At 49.2% G+C, this 13,944-nt stretch carries 10 protein-coding genes; 2 read left to right on the top strand and 8 right to left on the bottom strand.

The features are described from left to right. Nucleotides 1-36: 36 nt before the first annotated feature. The 4 genes from JSQ80_RS12455 to JSQ80_RS12440 all read right to left on the bottom strand — a co-directional run bounded on the left by JSQ80_RS12455 (nucleotide 37) and on the right by JSQ80_RS12440 (nucleotide 5,700). Nucleotides 37-1,923 carry a cache domain-containing sensor histidine kinase gene (locus JSQ80_RS12455; protein ID WP_240463640.1) on the bottom strand — a complete coding sequence of 629 codons (1,887 nt, stop codon included), beginning with the start codon at nucleotides 1,921-1,923 and terminating at the stop codon, nucleotides 37-39. Then, entirely contained in the window at nucleotides 1,835-3,472 is a 1,638-nt protein-coding gene (locus JSQ80_RS12450; protein ID WP_206095496.1) for an extracellular solute-binding protein, read from the bottom strand. Before JSQ80_RS12450 ends, JSQ80_RS12455 begins: the two co-directional genes overlap by 89 nt. Before the next feature lie 104 nt (nucleotides 3,473-3,576). Then, entirely contained in the window at nucleotides 3,577-5,055 is a 1,479-nt protein-coding gene (locus tag JSQ80_RS12445) for a methyl-accepting chemotaxis protein (protein ID WP_336245728.1), read from the bottom strand. A 117-nt stretch (nucleotides 5,056-5,172) separates the two neighbouring features. Then, nucleotides 5,173-5,700: a hypothetical protein gene (locus tag JSQ80_RS12440; protein WP_087432290.1), complete on the bottom strand. Its 528-nt coding sequence runs from the start codon at nucleotides 5,698-5,700 to the stop codon at nucleotides 5,173-5,175. Nucleotides 5,701-6,056: 356 nt separating this feature from the next. Between JSQ80_RS12440 and JSQ80_RS12435 the strand changes: the two genes are divergently transcribed. Beyond that, nucleotides 6,057-7,100, top strand: a complete 1,044-nt coding sequence (locus JSQ80_RS12435) for a LacI family DNA-binding transcriptional regulator (RefSeq protein WP_206095495.1) — start codon at nucleotides 6,057-6,059, stop codon at nucleotides 7,098-7,100. A gap of 376 nt (nucleotides 7,101-7,476) precedes the next feature. Next, the gene (locus tag JSQ80_RS12430) at nucleotides 7,477-8,466 is read left to right on the top strand and encodes a glycoside hydrolase family 130 protein (protein ID WP_087432288.1); all 990 of its coding nucleotides are present in this window, start codon (nucleotides 7,477-7,479) and stop codon (nucleotides 8,464-8,466) included. Nucleotides 8,467-9,289: 823 nt separating this feature from the next. On the opposite strand, the gene JSQ80_RS12425 is transcribed toward JSQ80_RS12430, so the two are convergent. From JSQ80_RS12425 to JSQ80_RS12410, 4 genes are all read right to left on the bottom strand, one after another. Then, on the bottom strand, nucleotides 9,290-9,982 hold the full coding sequence (locus tag JSQ80_RS12425) for a hypothetical protein (RefSeq protein ID WP_206095494.1): 693 nt from the start codon (nucleotides 9,980-9,982) through the stop codon (nucleotides 9,290-9,292). A gap of 683 nt (nucleotides 9,983-10,665) precedes the next feature. Next, a complete protein-coding gene (locus JSQ80_RS30000; protein WP_206095493.1) occupies nucleotides 10,666-11,058 on the bottom strand; it encodes a hypothetical protein in 393 nt (130 codons plus the stop codon). A 154-nt stretch (nucleotides 11,059-11,212) separates the two neighbouring features. Next, complete coding sequence (locus tag JSQ80_RS12415; RefSeq protein WP_206095492.1) at nucleotides 11,213-13,156, bottom strand: FtsX-like permease family protein; 1,944 nt, start codon at nucleotides 13,154-13,156, stop codon at nucleotides 11,213-11,215. Beyond that, entirely contained in the window at nucleotides 13,128-13,901 is a 774-nt protein-coding gene (locus JSQ80_RS12410) for an ABC transporter ATP-binding protein (protein WP_206097567.1), read from the bottom strand. The genes JSQ80_RS12415 and JSQ80_RS12410 overlap by 29 nt, the downstream gene beginning before the upstream one ends. Nucleotides 13,902-13,944 lie beyond the last annotated feature (43 nt).

Here is a 13,944-nt window from a genome sequence, read left to right as displayed (position 1 = left end):
CAGAATCAACTATTCCAGACCGTCAAGCATGACATGTCATGCCATTGCGGCCTTCGGCTCGTAAGGCTCTGACAAGGGCAAAACAAGCGTAACCGTCGTGCCCTCCCCCAAGACGCTGTCGATGCGGATATCGGCATGCCGGCCATAATTCAAGCGCATGCGCGCCGCGACGTTTCTCAGCCCGTAGCCCGCAGCCGCATCTCCTTCCGGCTGCACTCCCTGCCGCACGGGCTGCTGCAGCACGGCAGACAGCCGCCGCTGAAGCCGTTCCCGCGCCGTATCATTCATCCCCGCACCCGAATCGGTCACGGCGATGGTGAGAGCTCGCTGCGGCCCCGCGCCCTCCAGCCGCACCGTAATGCGCAGCAGCGCCTCATGTGCCGCCTTCTCCACGCCGTGAATGATCGCGTTCTCCACAATTGGCTGCACGAGCAGCTTCACGATGGGCAGCGGCTCGGCCCGCGGGTCGACGTCATATTCGACCCGGAACTGTTCCATGAACCGCAGCTGCTGAATACGGACATACGCGTGCAGATGCTCCAGGCTCTCCTTCACGGTGAGCGCGTCTTTGCCTTTGCTCAGGCTCAACCGGAAAAAGCGCGACAAATGCAGCACCATCTCCGAAATGTCCTCCGCATCCGAATGCTTTGCCATCCAATAGATGGAGTCTAACGTGTTGTACAGAAAATGAGGATGGATTTGCGATTGAAGGAGCTTCAGCTCCGTGTTGGCCAGCCGTAAGCTCTGTTCATAGTGATCCTGGATGAGATGCTGCTGCTGCGAGGCCATATGGTTGAACAGATGCGTCACCATGCCGAATTCGTCCTGCCGGTCCGACTCCAGACGCACGTCCAGGTTGCCGCCGGTCATGGCCCGCATGCCGCGAGCCAGCTTCCGCATCGGGGCGGCGATGCTGGTGTAAATGCTGAACGCCATAACTAGAGCAAGCACGATGCTCAAAGCGATCATGAAGACCGCATAATGCTCCAATTGATAGGATTGGGCGAAAATTTCATCCTTCGGCTGAGCCAGCGTCAAAGACCAGCCGTAATAAGGCGACATTGCACGGATGAGCACCTGGTCGTTCTTCTCGGCGTAAGAAGCATAGCTGTCGTACGATTCCGGCTGCGGAGCTGTTCCCGTTACCCACTTTCCATCGGCCGTGTACAGATGAATCTCCGCCTGCGCTGAAGGCAGAAGGGAACGGATATATTGCTGTATGCGCGCAGTATTAAGACTAATAATGAGCGCATGCCGTTCCCGGTTCGGATTATAAATATCCATGGAACGCACTACAGCCAGACTATCCGCACCGAACACTTGGCCGAACGGCTTGCCGCCGCCAATACGCTCATCGGGCAGCATGAAGACAATCCCGGTCCCCATCCCATTCAAGGTCTGCCGCAGCCATATGCGCTCATCCGGGCGGGTGACGGGCAGTACGCCATGCGCCGTGGAGATGACGGAATTGGAATGATCATGATAGACGGCAATCTGCGAGAACATCGGGTGTATGGACAAAAAATCGGACAGCTGGCGTTTCATGCGGACGAACGCCATCACGTCCTTCGATTCAACAGCCTGTCTGGATTGTGCCAGCGTGGCGTTCATTTCCGGGTCTGTCGACAGCATGGCTGACAGTTCCTCCACGTTCTGCAGCACAAGCTCGATGTTATCCATCAAGGCATGCATCGCGCTTTCCGTTCGTGCCGTCGTCTCGGACAACAGCAGCTGCTGCGAACGCTCATTCGAGAACCAGCCCGTAAGCAGCAGCGGCACGAGAATGAGCACAAAATAGACGGTCAGACGCCACTGAATGCGCTGGCGGAACCGATTAAGAAGAGCCTGAAGCATGGCCATCACTCCCTTCTTGCCGGAATGCCGGCGAACCGGCCCGATTCCTGCTGTATTGGTACCACGCATTCGCTTCGCGGGTCATCTCTTCCCCGCCTTCGGCCAACCACGCCGCCGCATACCGTTCGAAATCATCCAGCGGCCGATTCCCAAGCACGATATCGATTAACATATCGTTCTTCTTCAGCAGAAGCGGCGCGTATCGGGTCATCGCCGGAGTCGGAAGCGATTGAAAAGCGCTCGGCCGCACATAAGCGGCCATATAGCGCAGGTTGTCATGTAAGTGATAATGCATGCCGAGCGCATCAAGCCTGCTTTGCGTATAGCCTTCATCGGGAATGTCGGACAGATTGGCGTACAATCCGCGGTACTGGTCACGGTTGTGCGCTTCCATGTTCGTCACCCTTTTTCCGTCCTTCCACGCCCACACTTCCCCTTCGAATCCGAACTTTAACGTGTCGCGGCCCTCTCCGGAAATAAAGTTCAAGAGCTTCAGCGCTTCGACGGCATGCGGGCTTGATGCCGGAATAACCTGATAGGAACGCACCGCCGGCAAGGCATAAATGCCGGTGCCGCCAGGCCCCTGCGGATACGGAATCGCAATCCATTCCGCGCGCGGATGACGCGCCGCGCTTTTCTCCAGCACGCCGCGGGTATCGTACCATGTGCCCGTGAACAGTCCGAGGCCCCCCTCCATTACTTGCCGCTCCAAGCCCCGTTGCGTCTGTATTGGAAAGAGAGGATCAACGAGCCCTTCCTCCACGAGCCCGCGCAAAAAGGCAAGGGCGTCTTTCATTTCCGGCAATATATTGGAATACACCAGCTTGCCATCCCGCTCCACCCATTGATTCAGCTGAACTCCAAATGCGCCGAACCACGGGGAAGAACGCCCGAAATCCTCGACAAAGCTGGTGCCGTACGTGTCCCGCACTCCATTGCCGTCCGGATCGAGCGCAACAAAAGCCCGCATCATCTCCACCAGCTCCTCAAGCGTCTCGGGCGGCTTAAGTCCGAAGCGGTCCAACCAATCTTTACGGACGTACATCATCTCCAAACCTTCCGCTTCATTCAGGCTCGGAATGGCATACACCTGCCCGTTAAAAGACACTTGCTCCCATACTTCAGGCGGAATCCGCTCCTTCAGCTGCGGGGCATAGCGCGCAATCAAATGGTCGAGGGGCGCCAGCATCTGCTTGCGCGCATAATGAGACACCCAATTCGGATCGGATATGCTGATGAGATCAGGCGTATGGTTCGACATCATCATTACGCCGACGCGATCCTCGTATCGGTGTGACGGAGGAATGATAACTTCGACATTAAGGCCGGTCTTCGCTTCTATGTACGACAAATAGGGATTGTCATTCTCCGTCAACGGCTCGGGGAAGCTGATGCCGAGACTGTTCAACATGACCGTGACCGCTGGGCTGGACACGTCCCGCTCCACATTTTTTTGTTCCAAGTTCGCCGAATGACAGCTGATCAGGGACATGGATAGCGCGCAGCCCATTCCTATAACTATGGCAGGTTTACATATGGACAGGACAAGCTTCCTCCCCTGTGCAAACGCCTTCAAAACACGCCCCGATGCCGTTATTCCAAATCTATGCCCTCGCATGCATACATCTCTCCCTTCGCCGGCAATGGCGCTGCACCATGCCGTCAAATATAGAAAAAGGCCTATCAGAATGTATATCCTGATAGACCTTAGCCTAGCATATTCTACTCTTCCACCGACAACCGTTTCAAGTCGCTGATATGCTCATCCAGCCGCGTGTACCCGTCGACCAAGGCCTTAATATCACTGTGCTGGTGCTCCATATTGGCCAATGCTTCCTCGACGGAAGCCATGTGCTGCTCCGTGCTGTCCGTAACGGTGACCACGCCTTCCGCCATGCTCGCGTATTGCTGCTGCAGCTCCTGCACAGCTTCGCGCATCGCTTCGGACTGGCGGCTTACCATATCCGTGTTCTCCGTCATGCTGCGCATGATGCGCTCAACCTCTCCCGTCGCCTCGACGCTTGAAGTGACGGCGGATTGACCGCGCTGCACCTGCCCGGCCGCTTCATTGATCTGGGCGCCAATCGATCCGAGAATGCACGTAATATCTTCCGTAGCGCCACGCGTATGGTCGGCCAGCTTGCGGACTTCACCAGAAACGACGGCGAAGCCTTTCCCGTGTTCGCCCGCGCGGGCCGCTTCGATCGCCGCATTCAAGGACAGCAGATTCGTCTGCGCGGATATGTCGCTAATCGTGCTTACGATATCGCGCACCTGTTCCGTCTGCGCGTTCAGATCGTTCATCAGCTCCACTGTCTTCCGCACGACTCGCTCCACGCGGTCGATTTCACCGACAAGCGCATCAATTTGCCCGCTGCCGTGCTCCGCCAGCTGGCGTGTAGCCGAGGCCACCTGTTCGAGATGGTTCGTTCCGTCCGCAACATGGCCCACGGCACGCTCCACGAATTGCACCGAGCTGCCGATACCGTGCAGATTATCTGTCTGCCGCTCGATAGTTGACGAGATCTGGGCGAATGTGCCCGTCACCTCGCGAGAGATGGCTCCGGTCGATTCCGCGCGCCCCTTCTGCTCTTGGCTGAATTCGTCCAGCATCGTAATCGAAGATTGAATCTGCTCAAGCAGCCCTTCGGCACGCTCCTTCGTCCTCAGCGCCTCCGTACCGCGAACGAGCACTTGACGCTGCAGCCTTTCGCTGAAGACAGCCGATGCGCTGAGCGCGATCGTCACAAAAAGCAAATACATCAATAAATAAAGCAGCGGCTCGCCTTCAAACACCTGTTTGCCCAGAACCGGATCATTTACGACATAGACCGTCATTGCCATGCTAATAACCCCGGTAAACACGATAGGACGGTAATTCTGATATAGCGTCATCAGTCCAATGACGACATATAACAATAAATACGTGCTAAAAATCGGATTCGGATCCGATATCATCAACATCAATACGAGGGAGCACAGAAATACCGGAATCAGGTACATGATGTACTGTGTGCCGATGCGCTTATAGGTCAGAAAGGTAGCCAAGCCGCAAGCGGCAGCCCCGATACCTGTCAACATATACAGCATGGCTCCTGTAATTCCCGCCGCCACATCCGCAACAATGCCAATGCCGAGCATGGCCCATATAATTTTGACAAACAATCGGTTGCGCTGGTCCAGTATTGAATGTTCATTCACGCCATCTACCAACTTTCTATCATTCGAGTTTAAGAGGTTGTTCAACATGCTTTTCATATATTCACAATATGAAATATAAATGCCATTAATGCTCACGCCAACCAGTCTGGTGGCAGCTCATCGAATAAACCATGGATAGGCTTCAGGATCGCGCCAAATATCGCCGACATGAATCAGAGTCGGAACGACATCATCTCCTTTATAATATGTCTTCTTGCCTACTTGCCGCATCGGCACATGAAATGAAATGCGCAGAGCGCGGGCAAATACTGGCTCCATTAAACAGGCGCAATGAACAATGTTATACTGCTTTGCATAATGGACAATGGATGATAGCAGACGCGAAACATTTTGGCCTCGATATTCACGCAGCAAAGCAACCTTATCGACTTCAGCCACAGAGCAAGGATCGGCAGCAATTTCGGCTTGCTCCCGAAACGGGGCGATTTCGTTCAAAGGACTTCCGTCAAAGTGGTACGGCTTTAACTCAAATGTGCCGACAGGAACATTAGCTTCATTAAAGACCAGAACTTGTGCCAACGTATGGGCCGAAGGCTCTATTTCATACCCCTCTTCCTTCCATACCGTTGTCCAAATGGATTGAAAAACATTGCGATCCGCTTCGTGACCTACCACTTTGTGCATTTCTCAAGTTGCTCCTTTATGTAAATGATGTTGTAATTATCGGTCACGGGTTTGAAATAATGAATGTACAAATAATGAAAACACAGTGTTGTTTTCTGAAAAAGCATCTATTTACATTGTAAGAAAGCTTGTTCTTCATGCCAACCAAAGTTGCCAAAAATCATACTAATGACCTATATGTGCAATTATTCATGTATAATTTATACAACTGTTCGTTCGTCATAATCGTCCTTCATCACGATCTGTTTTGTAACTTTACATTTGTCAAAAATGTAAACCTCCTTTATACTTATACTAACTTAACACGGAACGTAAAATCGGTTTGCTAATCAACCACCAATCGGAGCGATGAATAAATGGCACAATCAAAGATTACACAGCAGCATATCGCCGATGCGCTAAGCTTGTCCCGCAACACCGTTTCCAAGGCGCTCAACAACGATCCGGGCATGCCCGAGGATACGAAACGCCGCGTCATTCAGAAAGCGCTGGAGCTCGGCTATACGAAGTTTCAACAGGATCTGCCCCCGGCGGAATCGGCGCTTGCGAAAAATCGGCTCGTTTCCTTGCTCACCCATTCGGATTATATGGGCAACCATTATTGGTCAACCTTCCTGAGAGGCTTGAACGGGACATTGAAGGAGGCCGGCTATACGCTCGCAATGACCATCGTCGATATGGAAGAAGAAAGAGAGCTGCGGCTGCCTGCGCTGTTCTTGCAGCAGAAGCCGGCCGGCGTCATCATGATCGGGCCCTTCTTGCGTGAATACTATGAAGTGATTGAAGCGGCCGGCATTCCATCCATATTTATCGATACACATGCCGAATTCAACTTGGGGCTCTTGCGCAGCGATATTATGTTGGTAGACAACGCCCATAGCGTATATACGTTAACGCGGGCATTGATTGCGCAAGGACACCGCCAGATCGGGTTCGTCGGCGACATCGGTTCGTGCTTGAGCTATCGGGAACGCTGGACCGGGTTCCAGCAAGCGCTGCGCGAAGCCGACTTGCGAGTGAATGAAGCGTGCTGCATCATTAACACGATGAAACGGCATTATTATAATGAAGACGAGCTTCAGGAAGCGTTCACGGCCATGAAGCACAAGGCGTCGGCATTCGTCTGCGTCAATGACGCCATCGCGCTTGAAATGATGCAGGTTATCCGGAATGCAGGCTTGCGCATCCCGGACGATATCGTCTTGACCGGCTTCGACAATATTACCGAAGCGATGCTCGTTCAGCCTTCCTTAACGACGGTGCATGTGCCGAAGGAAGAGCTTGGCATGCGGGCTGGCGAGCAAATCGTATGGCGCATGGGCAATATCAGCCGTCCGAAGGAACTCGTTCGCCTTGCCGTCGACATTATCTGGCGCGATTCGTTTCAACAACCTGTTTAGAGTTTACATTTGCACAATAAATGTCACATATTTCAGGTATTTTGCACACAATATTGGATGTAAAATGCCCAAAACCAACTTGACATTATGGACACTCTGTTTTACTCTTTAGGTATACGGTAACCGCTCCCACAAGGGGATTTACCGGTTGAAATTGGATGCAAGCAAGTGTTCGAACACCAGATGATCTTCGCGATCATAAGGAAACATTGCGAACATCTGCAAGCAACATGTTGCGGCACAGGTCTATTGACGATGTAACATGACGACAATAACTAACAAGGCTCTCAACCTTAGTCTCAAGGTCTCAACGATGTCATTGTACTTATGCTGCACAGGTTCAACATGAAAATTAACGCAAAGCGAGGTTTGCATCATGAGCCAAATTAAAATCATCGGTCCAGACATTCCGAACATGCCATGGGAAGAACGTCCAGAGGGCCATCGCGACGTATTGTGGCGCTACAGCCAAAACCCTGTTATCCCACGCGACTTGCTGCCTAACTCGAACAGTATCTTCAACAGTGCTGTCGTTCCATTCGAAGGCGGATTTGCAGGCGTATTCCGCTGTGACGACCGCAATCGCTATATGCGTTTGCATGCCGGCTTCAGTAAAGACGGCTTGAACTGGGACATCAACCCAGAGCCACTTAAGTTTGAATGCGACGATCCTGAGATCGGGAACTTCATTGAGGGCTATGACCCGCGCGTATGCTGGATTGAAGATCGTTTTATCGTTACTTGGTGCAACATTTACCACGGACCGACGATCGGTGTGGCATACACGCATGACTTCAAGACATTCCATCAATTAGAAAATGCATTCTTGCCATACAACCGGAACGGCGTTATGTTCCCGCGCAAGATTAACGGCAACTATGCAATGGTAAGCCGTCCGTCCGATACGGGCCACACTCCGTTCGGCGATATCTTCTACAGCGAAAGCCCTGATCTCGAATTCTGGGGACGCCATCGTCATGTAATGGCGCCGCTCGGCGGCTGGCAGAGCAAGAAAGTCGGCGCAGGCCCGATTCCAATCGAGACAAGCGAAGGCTGGTTGATGATTTACCATGGCGTATTGAATTCCTGTAACGGCTTCGTATACGCATTCGGCGCTGCGATTCTCGACCTGGATCAACCATGGAAAGTGAAATACCGCAGCGAACCGTACTTGCTGCAGCCATCCACGCTGTATGAGTGCGTAGGCGACGTGCCTAACGTAGCGTTCCCTTGCGCATCGCTTGTCGATGCCGCAACAGGCCGCATCGCGATTTACTACGGCGCTGCCGATACAGTAACGGCGCTGGCATTCGGTTATGTCGATGAAATTATCGATTTCGTGAAGAATAACTCTCGCGTGAAGTAATACCTAATGCAACCACAAAGAATGCAAGTCAAGGACCTTACGGTACACTCGCTTTCTTTGTAACCCCTATATAACCCTATGGCAATACGAAAATCCCCTAAAGACAGACCGTGGTTTACGGTCTGCTTAAGAGGATTTTTGCTTTCTGTCGACTTCCTGCGCCACCTATGCCATATAACCCCGCAATTGCAGCGATGTAGCACAGGCAACGGCACTCTAATGTAAATTTAGTTATTGGCGCCCAATCATATGCTGAGATGAGTGTTCAAATTTCTACAGAGCCGTATAATTTGAAGAAATAACGAGCATTTTTATGACCACATATACTTTGCTTATTAGGCGATGGCCTTCGTGTCGTGCGTATGTAAGTCAAACTTGATGTTGTCCAGTATGTTTACGACTGCGGACAGAAAGGTATTCCCTTTCAAGTGGTTCAAAAGCGGTTAAAACTGGCCTGACTCAGCATTTGGTATTTTTTGTATCAGGTTTTACTCATTTATAGTTGACAATATCATTGAGATTTTTCAATATATTTATTAAAGCATGCAAGAAATATACTGAGTCCGAGTATAAAGAAAAACATACCCTTAATTTTGTATTTCCAAACACATGAATCAATTAGTTTTCCTAATATATCTGTGTCTGTCTTTACATTTGCGTATCCTACATTAAAGAGATTGAATGCATCATTAAAGCCCCATGTTGTACTATTTGTTAATAAGATTAGGCTCCATATAATACTCAAAATTGATACAACAGAAAGTAATAGTAACAAATACTTTTTCATAGCATTATCTCATTTTCTTAGAAATTTAATGGGTAATCAGCCCCATCCAGTTACGTCTTGATAATAGAAGTAAAGCCCAGTTGGCTCTTTATAATAATACGATCCTATTCGGCTATCCCATAGCAAACCAGTTTTCCATAAATCAAATGTATAGTAGTTATACGTTGGCGCACAGTAAATAGTGTATTTTTTCCCTTTTGGAACATTAATTGGTCCGTAACTATCTGTAAATGTTTCTCCTACCGTAAACGAAGCTCCTAATTTTCCAGCTAATTTTGCTCCATCCCATCCTGCTTCAGCTGTTACTTCAGTAGAAAATGTTGAAGAGAGTTGCGTTGAATACTGCATGCTTAAAGGTGCTGGCCCAACACCGCTAGCTCTATGAATAACATTACCAGTTATTTGATCCATATTACCATCTTTAATATAGTAAGGATCACTTGCAAAAGGTGCTGCTGTAAGCTTCTTTGAAGGATTTTTGTAAATGACTTTGTAACCTGCAATGATAGTACTTGGATCTAATCCTTGTTTCTTTGCCATTTCTTTGAATTTTGGATCAAACTCAACAATAGGTTTGCTAAGGTAATCCTCATTAGAAGTAATAGTAGATACTATATTTTGCGATTCCGACAAGGAATCATTTTTTTCAATAGGTGCTGCAGTTGCTACACCTGATAATACCATTGACGCCAATAATACACAAGACAACACTTTAGTGATTTTTTTCATAATTTACCTCCTTAAATTTCTACTATTGTATACAAATAATAGTATAAGCTTGTAAAAATAAAAAGTATGTCGAATAATGGGAAAATTAAATAGTAATAATTTACTATTTCTTCGGAATTTCTTTGATATATTATCGAAAAATGTATTGTTACTGTTAACGCATAATGTCCAGTTGGTGACGGACAAGTTGTCCAACCAAGATGAGCGAAAAGGAAGAACCGACAATTCTCCCTGGATGACACGCTTGACCAAGTTCTATCGTTTGAGGACTCAACTTATAGGCCGCCTCTCCGGAAAAGGTTTTCCGGCACACTGAGCGACCTTCTCTGTACTCTCTTCCCATATGTCGTTCAATCTTGCGTTGGTGGTTGGCCGATTTCGTACACTGATTGAGCAGGGGCAGTTTGCACACTCCTCGGCGTTCGACGTGTATTCCCGATACCCTTGTCGATTGGTAGTCGTATACACCAGCCTTCCTGCGGGACACATGTAGCCATTTTCTTCTGCATGGTAGATAAACTGACTGTTTCTTTGGAAAAATACCAGGGCGCGTTGGAGTATTGCGTTCCGCTATAGCCGCAGCGATCTCTAGCTTTAGTGTAAGATCGCATAATAAGGCCCCGAATCTAACGCCACGGCTTACAGCGTCGAATGAAATGGATTTGCTGTTTGAGGCGTTCCACCTAGACGGTAGCATCATTAACATGGCTAGGTGTCACATGGACATCGGTGATAATGTTATATTTATGGTCGACGGTACGATGGTCGAGATAACAGAATGCCTCCGGTTTACCGTTTCGTTTCATAAGTCCGCACTTAGGATCGGTTTGACTTACTTTACGTAGTTTTTCCTCCCCGGAAGGCTTCCGGGGAGGAAGGGGCTTTTTTCCGTGGTTCTCTCGATCCTCATTGACGGATTTCTCTAATTCTTTTTCTTTCTCCCTGATAAAAGAGAAATCCACATGTTTATCGATAAGGCGTAGCAGGCGATCTTGAGGTACCAATAAATCCATGCAAATAAGTTCCATTTCATTATGAGCTTTATTTTCGGACTGCTTGCTATTCAACAAAATCACCACACGTCTCTCATAAAATTACTCATATAATATTATATTGAAACGTTAATGAACTGAAAAAACGGTTTTTTTCAACAATCTGACTTTAACAGCTCTAATTCCTTACAAATGCGACTAACGGACAAAACAACTGCGCTTTTGCCGTTCAGGCTTGCTATACCATCGCTTTTCGCAATTGCCGGAGGTACCGCCACCGAATGACGAGAAAGTAGGCGATTTGCACGGAGAAAAAGCTCGCGAGCACGGTTATCGTGCTTTTTCCAACCGAGAAATGGACCAACTGCTGCAATGCAGCAAAGGCGACTCCGCTATGAATGACCGCAACTAGCATCGGCAAGAAAAATAGAATGAGAAGCTGACGCGTCACCACCCGATGCAGTTCCTTCCGGGTCAACCCGATTTTGGACAGCAATTCCACCTGCTGTTGATCCCGTTCCCTATCCGTATAGAGACGGAAGTACAAGAAGCTTGCGGCAAAAGTGAAAAACACGACTCCGATCAATACGCTGACAAGCAATAACAAGCCATTGGCCTGCTTGGCCATAACCCATTGAGGATACAACGCAACAAAGGAGAATGCCCCTTCTTCGTCGCTATTCTGATTCTCAGGGTAGAAAAATGTCATTAATTCATCCGTCACGGCTCCCGCCTTCTCCCAATGGTCCACGACAAAGCCATGTACCGTATAAGAAGATCTCCCTTCCCGGTCGTTATCCGGCAGCTTGTCATACATGGCGTCCGATACGACAACGAGCTGAATGATTCCATAATCTTGCGGAAGCACCTGGTGTGCGGCCGCCTTGATGAGTTGGAATGCCATTTTCGTCTTTCCTTCGGTTAATTGAACCTCATCAACCGTACCCTGATTGCTATACATTCTTTCCTGATACACGGAAGTAGGAACGACGAAAGCCTCGTTGTCCTGTGTTAACGTCTCTGTCTCGTAGCCGAGCGCTGCAGCCATATTGTTATAGTCGGACAGCTTCATGAATGTCAAATCGTTCCCGGCATATTTCAAAGCAGCGGATCCTTGCCGGTATGAAACATTCGCCTCTTCAAGCCGCTTATTTATTTCTGCAGCATGCCCGGCTGCCTGCTCATTTCCTTTGTAAGAGTAATAAGTGAACGCATACGGATTCTTCATTTCCGCCAAGCCTTGATGTCCGATCGCGGTACACGTGCCAATAGCTGTAAAAGCGACCGCGGAAATAACCGCGACAATAAAAAACAGCTTCGCATTGTCCTTCAATCGGTACGCAAGCTCCGAGAACGTCAGCAGGTTCGTCTTTTTGAAATACATCCGTTCTTTTCGCTTCAGCGCGCGCATCACATATACGCTTAATTGAGTGAACAAGAAATACGTTCCCGCGACGACCAGCCCGACGCCTGACATTAGCACCAGCAAGGAATAATTCAACCCCGTGGCAAAGGAAAACACCGCCATGTACCCTGCTCCGATGAGAACAATGGCCAAGAGCGCCAACCACACCGATGCTTGCGGCTCCGGCTTGGGCTTCTCCGATCCCTTCAGCAAGTCAATAACCCGATTGACTTTCACCATTCTGGAAGTAACCAAGGAAATGAGAATAAAGAGAACCAAGAAGGCTGCCAGAGTGGCACCGATCGCCTGAATGGGAACATAGAACGAAAGACCTTTGTCTATCGCCAATAACTTTGAAATCATAGCCAGAATGAATTTGGAAAATAAAAGTCCAAGCCCAATCCCCGTCGCGCTGGCGGCGCATCCAATCAACATGTTCTCGGTAAACACCAGGTTGCGGAATTGCCGCGGAGACATCCCGTGAATCATCAGTATGCCGAATTCTTTGTTCCGGGTCTTGAGAAATGAACCAACAGAATACAAGATAAAGAAAAATGAGAAAATAACAAGTAAAACTTGCGATACGCGCAGTCCCATCGTCCCCAGCCGGCTCATCGTCACGCTCGATGACGCAAGCTCGCTATCCAAATCCGGATGAAACAGGAGCAAGGCATAGGTAAAAAACATCAAAACAGAAAACGCGCTGCTCCAAAAATGCGCCGCATACATTCGTTTATTGCGAACGATATTATGATAGGCCAACTGTGAAAAGGTCATCTCGATTTCCTCCTAGCACAGATAGAACATCCATAATATTGCGCATGAAAATATGCTGCTTGTCTCTGCGTGAAATTTCATGCTGAAGCCGGCCGTCTTTGATAAACACGACGCGATCGCAATAGCTCGCCGCCATCGCATCATGAGTAACAAGCATCATCGTCGTTCCGTCCTCCTTATTAAGCTTGGACATCGTCTCCATCACGTCGCGGGATGCTTTGGAATCCAAGTTGCCGGTCGGCTCATCGGCCAGCAGCAGCTTAGGACGGTGAATGATGGCGCGCGCTATCGCCGCGCGTTGGGCCTGTCCCCCGGATATTTCATAGGTTCGCTTATGCAATATCGTGGTTATCCCCAATTTTTCCGCGACAGTCTCCGCTCTGCGATTCAATTCTTCTACGTTAACCCCATCCAATGTTAAGGGAAGCACGATATTTTCCTTTACCGTCAACGTTCCTAGCAAATTAAAGGACTGAAAGACAAATCCCAGCTCACGACGACGAAATATGGCCAGCTTCTCCGGTGACAAATGGAATGGATTGCTTCCATGAATCAGCACTTCGCCCGATGTTGGAGCGTCAATTGTCGCGATCATATTCATCAGAGTCGTCTTTCCGCTTCCAGACGGCCCCATTATTCCGACAAATTCCCCTTCCGCAAGCGAGACATTAATATGGGATAGCGCTTCGTAGCTTATCTTCCCTGCATACGTTTTGCATAACTCTTTTATTTCTACCATTGACATCGTTGACATCTTTATCAAACTCCCACGTTGATTTATTGTGAAG

It is taken from the genome of Paenibacillus apiarius, assembly GCF_017052585.1.
Classification (GTDB): Bacteria; Bacillota; Bacilli; order Paenibacillales; family Paenibacillaceae; genus Paenibacillus_B; species Paenibacillus_B apiarius.
This window is presented reverse-complemented; position numbering and strand designations above follow the sequence as displayed.

Bases quoted from the DNA above. Each gene is read 5' to 3' on its own strand.
- JSQ80_RS12455 (WP_240463640.1), bottom strand. From the start codon at position 1,923: ATGCGTGGTACCAATACAGCAGGAATCGGGCCGGTTCGCCGGCATTCC.
- JSQ80_RS12450 (WP_206095496.1), bottom strand. From the start codon at position 3,472: ATGCGAGGGCATAGATTTGGAATAACGGCATCGGGGCGTGTTTTGAAG.
- JSQ80_RS12440 (WP_087432290.1), bottom strand. From the start codon at position 5,700: ATGCACAAAGTGGTAGGTCACGAAGCGGATCGCAATGTTTTTCAATCC.
- JSQ80_RS12435 (WP_206095495.1), top strand. From the start codon at position 6,057: ATGGCACAATCAAAGATTACACAGCAGCATATCGCCGATGCGCTAAGC.
- JSQ80_RS12430 (WP_087432288.1), top strand. From the start codon at position 7,477: ATGAGCCAAATTAAAATCATCGGTCCAGACATTCCGAACATGCCATGG.
- JSQ80_RS12425 (WP_206095494.1), bottom strand. From the start codon at position 9,982: ATGAAAAAAATCACTAAAGTGTTGTCTTGTGTATTATTGGCGTCAATG.
- JSQ80_RS12415 (WP_206095492.1), bottom strand. From the start codon at position 13,156: ATGACCTTTTCACAGTTGGCCTATCATAATATCGTTCGCAATAAACGA.
- JSQ80_RS12410 (WP_206097567.1), bottom strand. From the start codon at position 13,901: ATGTCAATGGTAGAAATAAAAGAGTTATGCAAAACGTATGCAGGGAAG.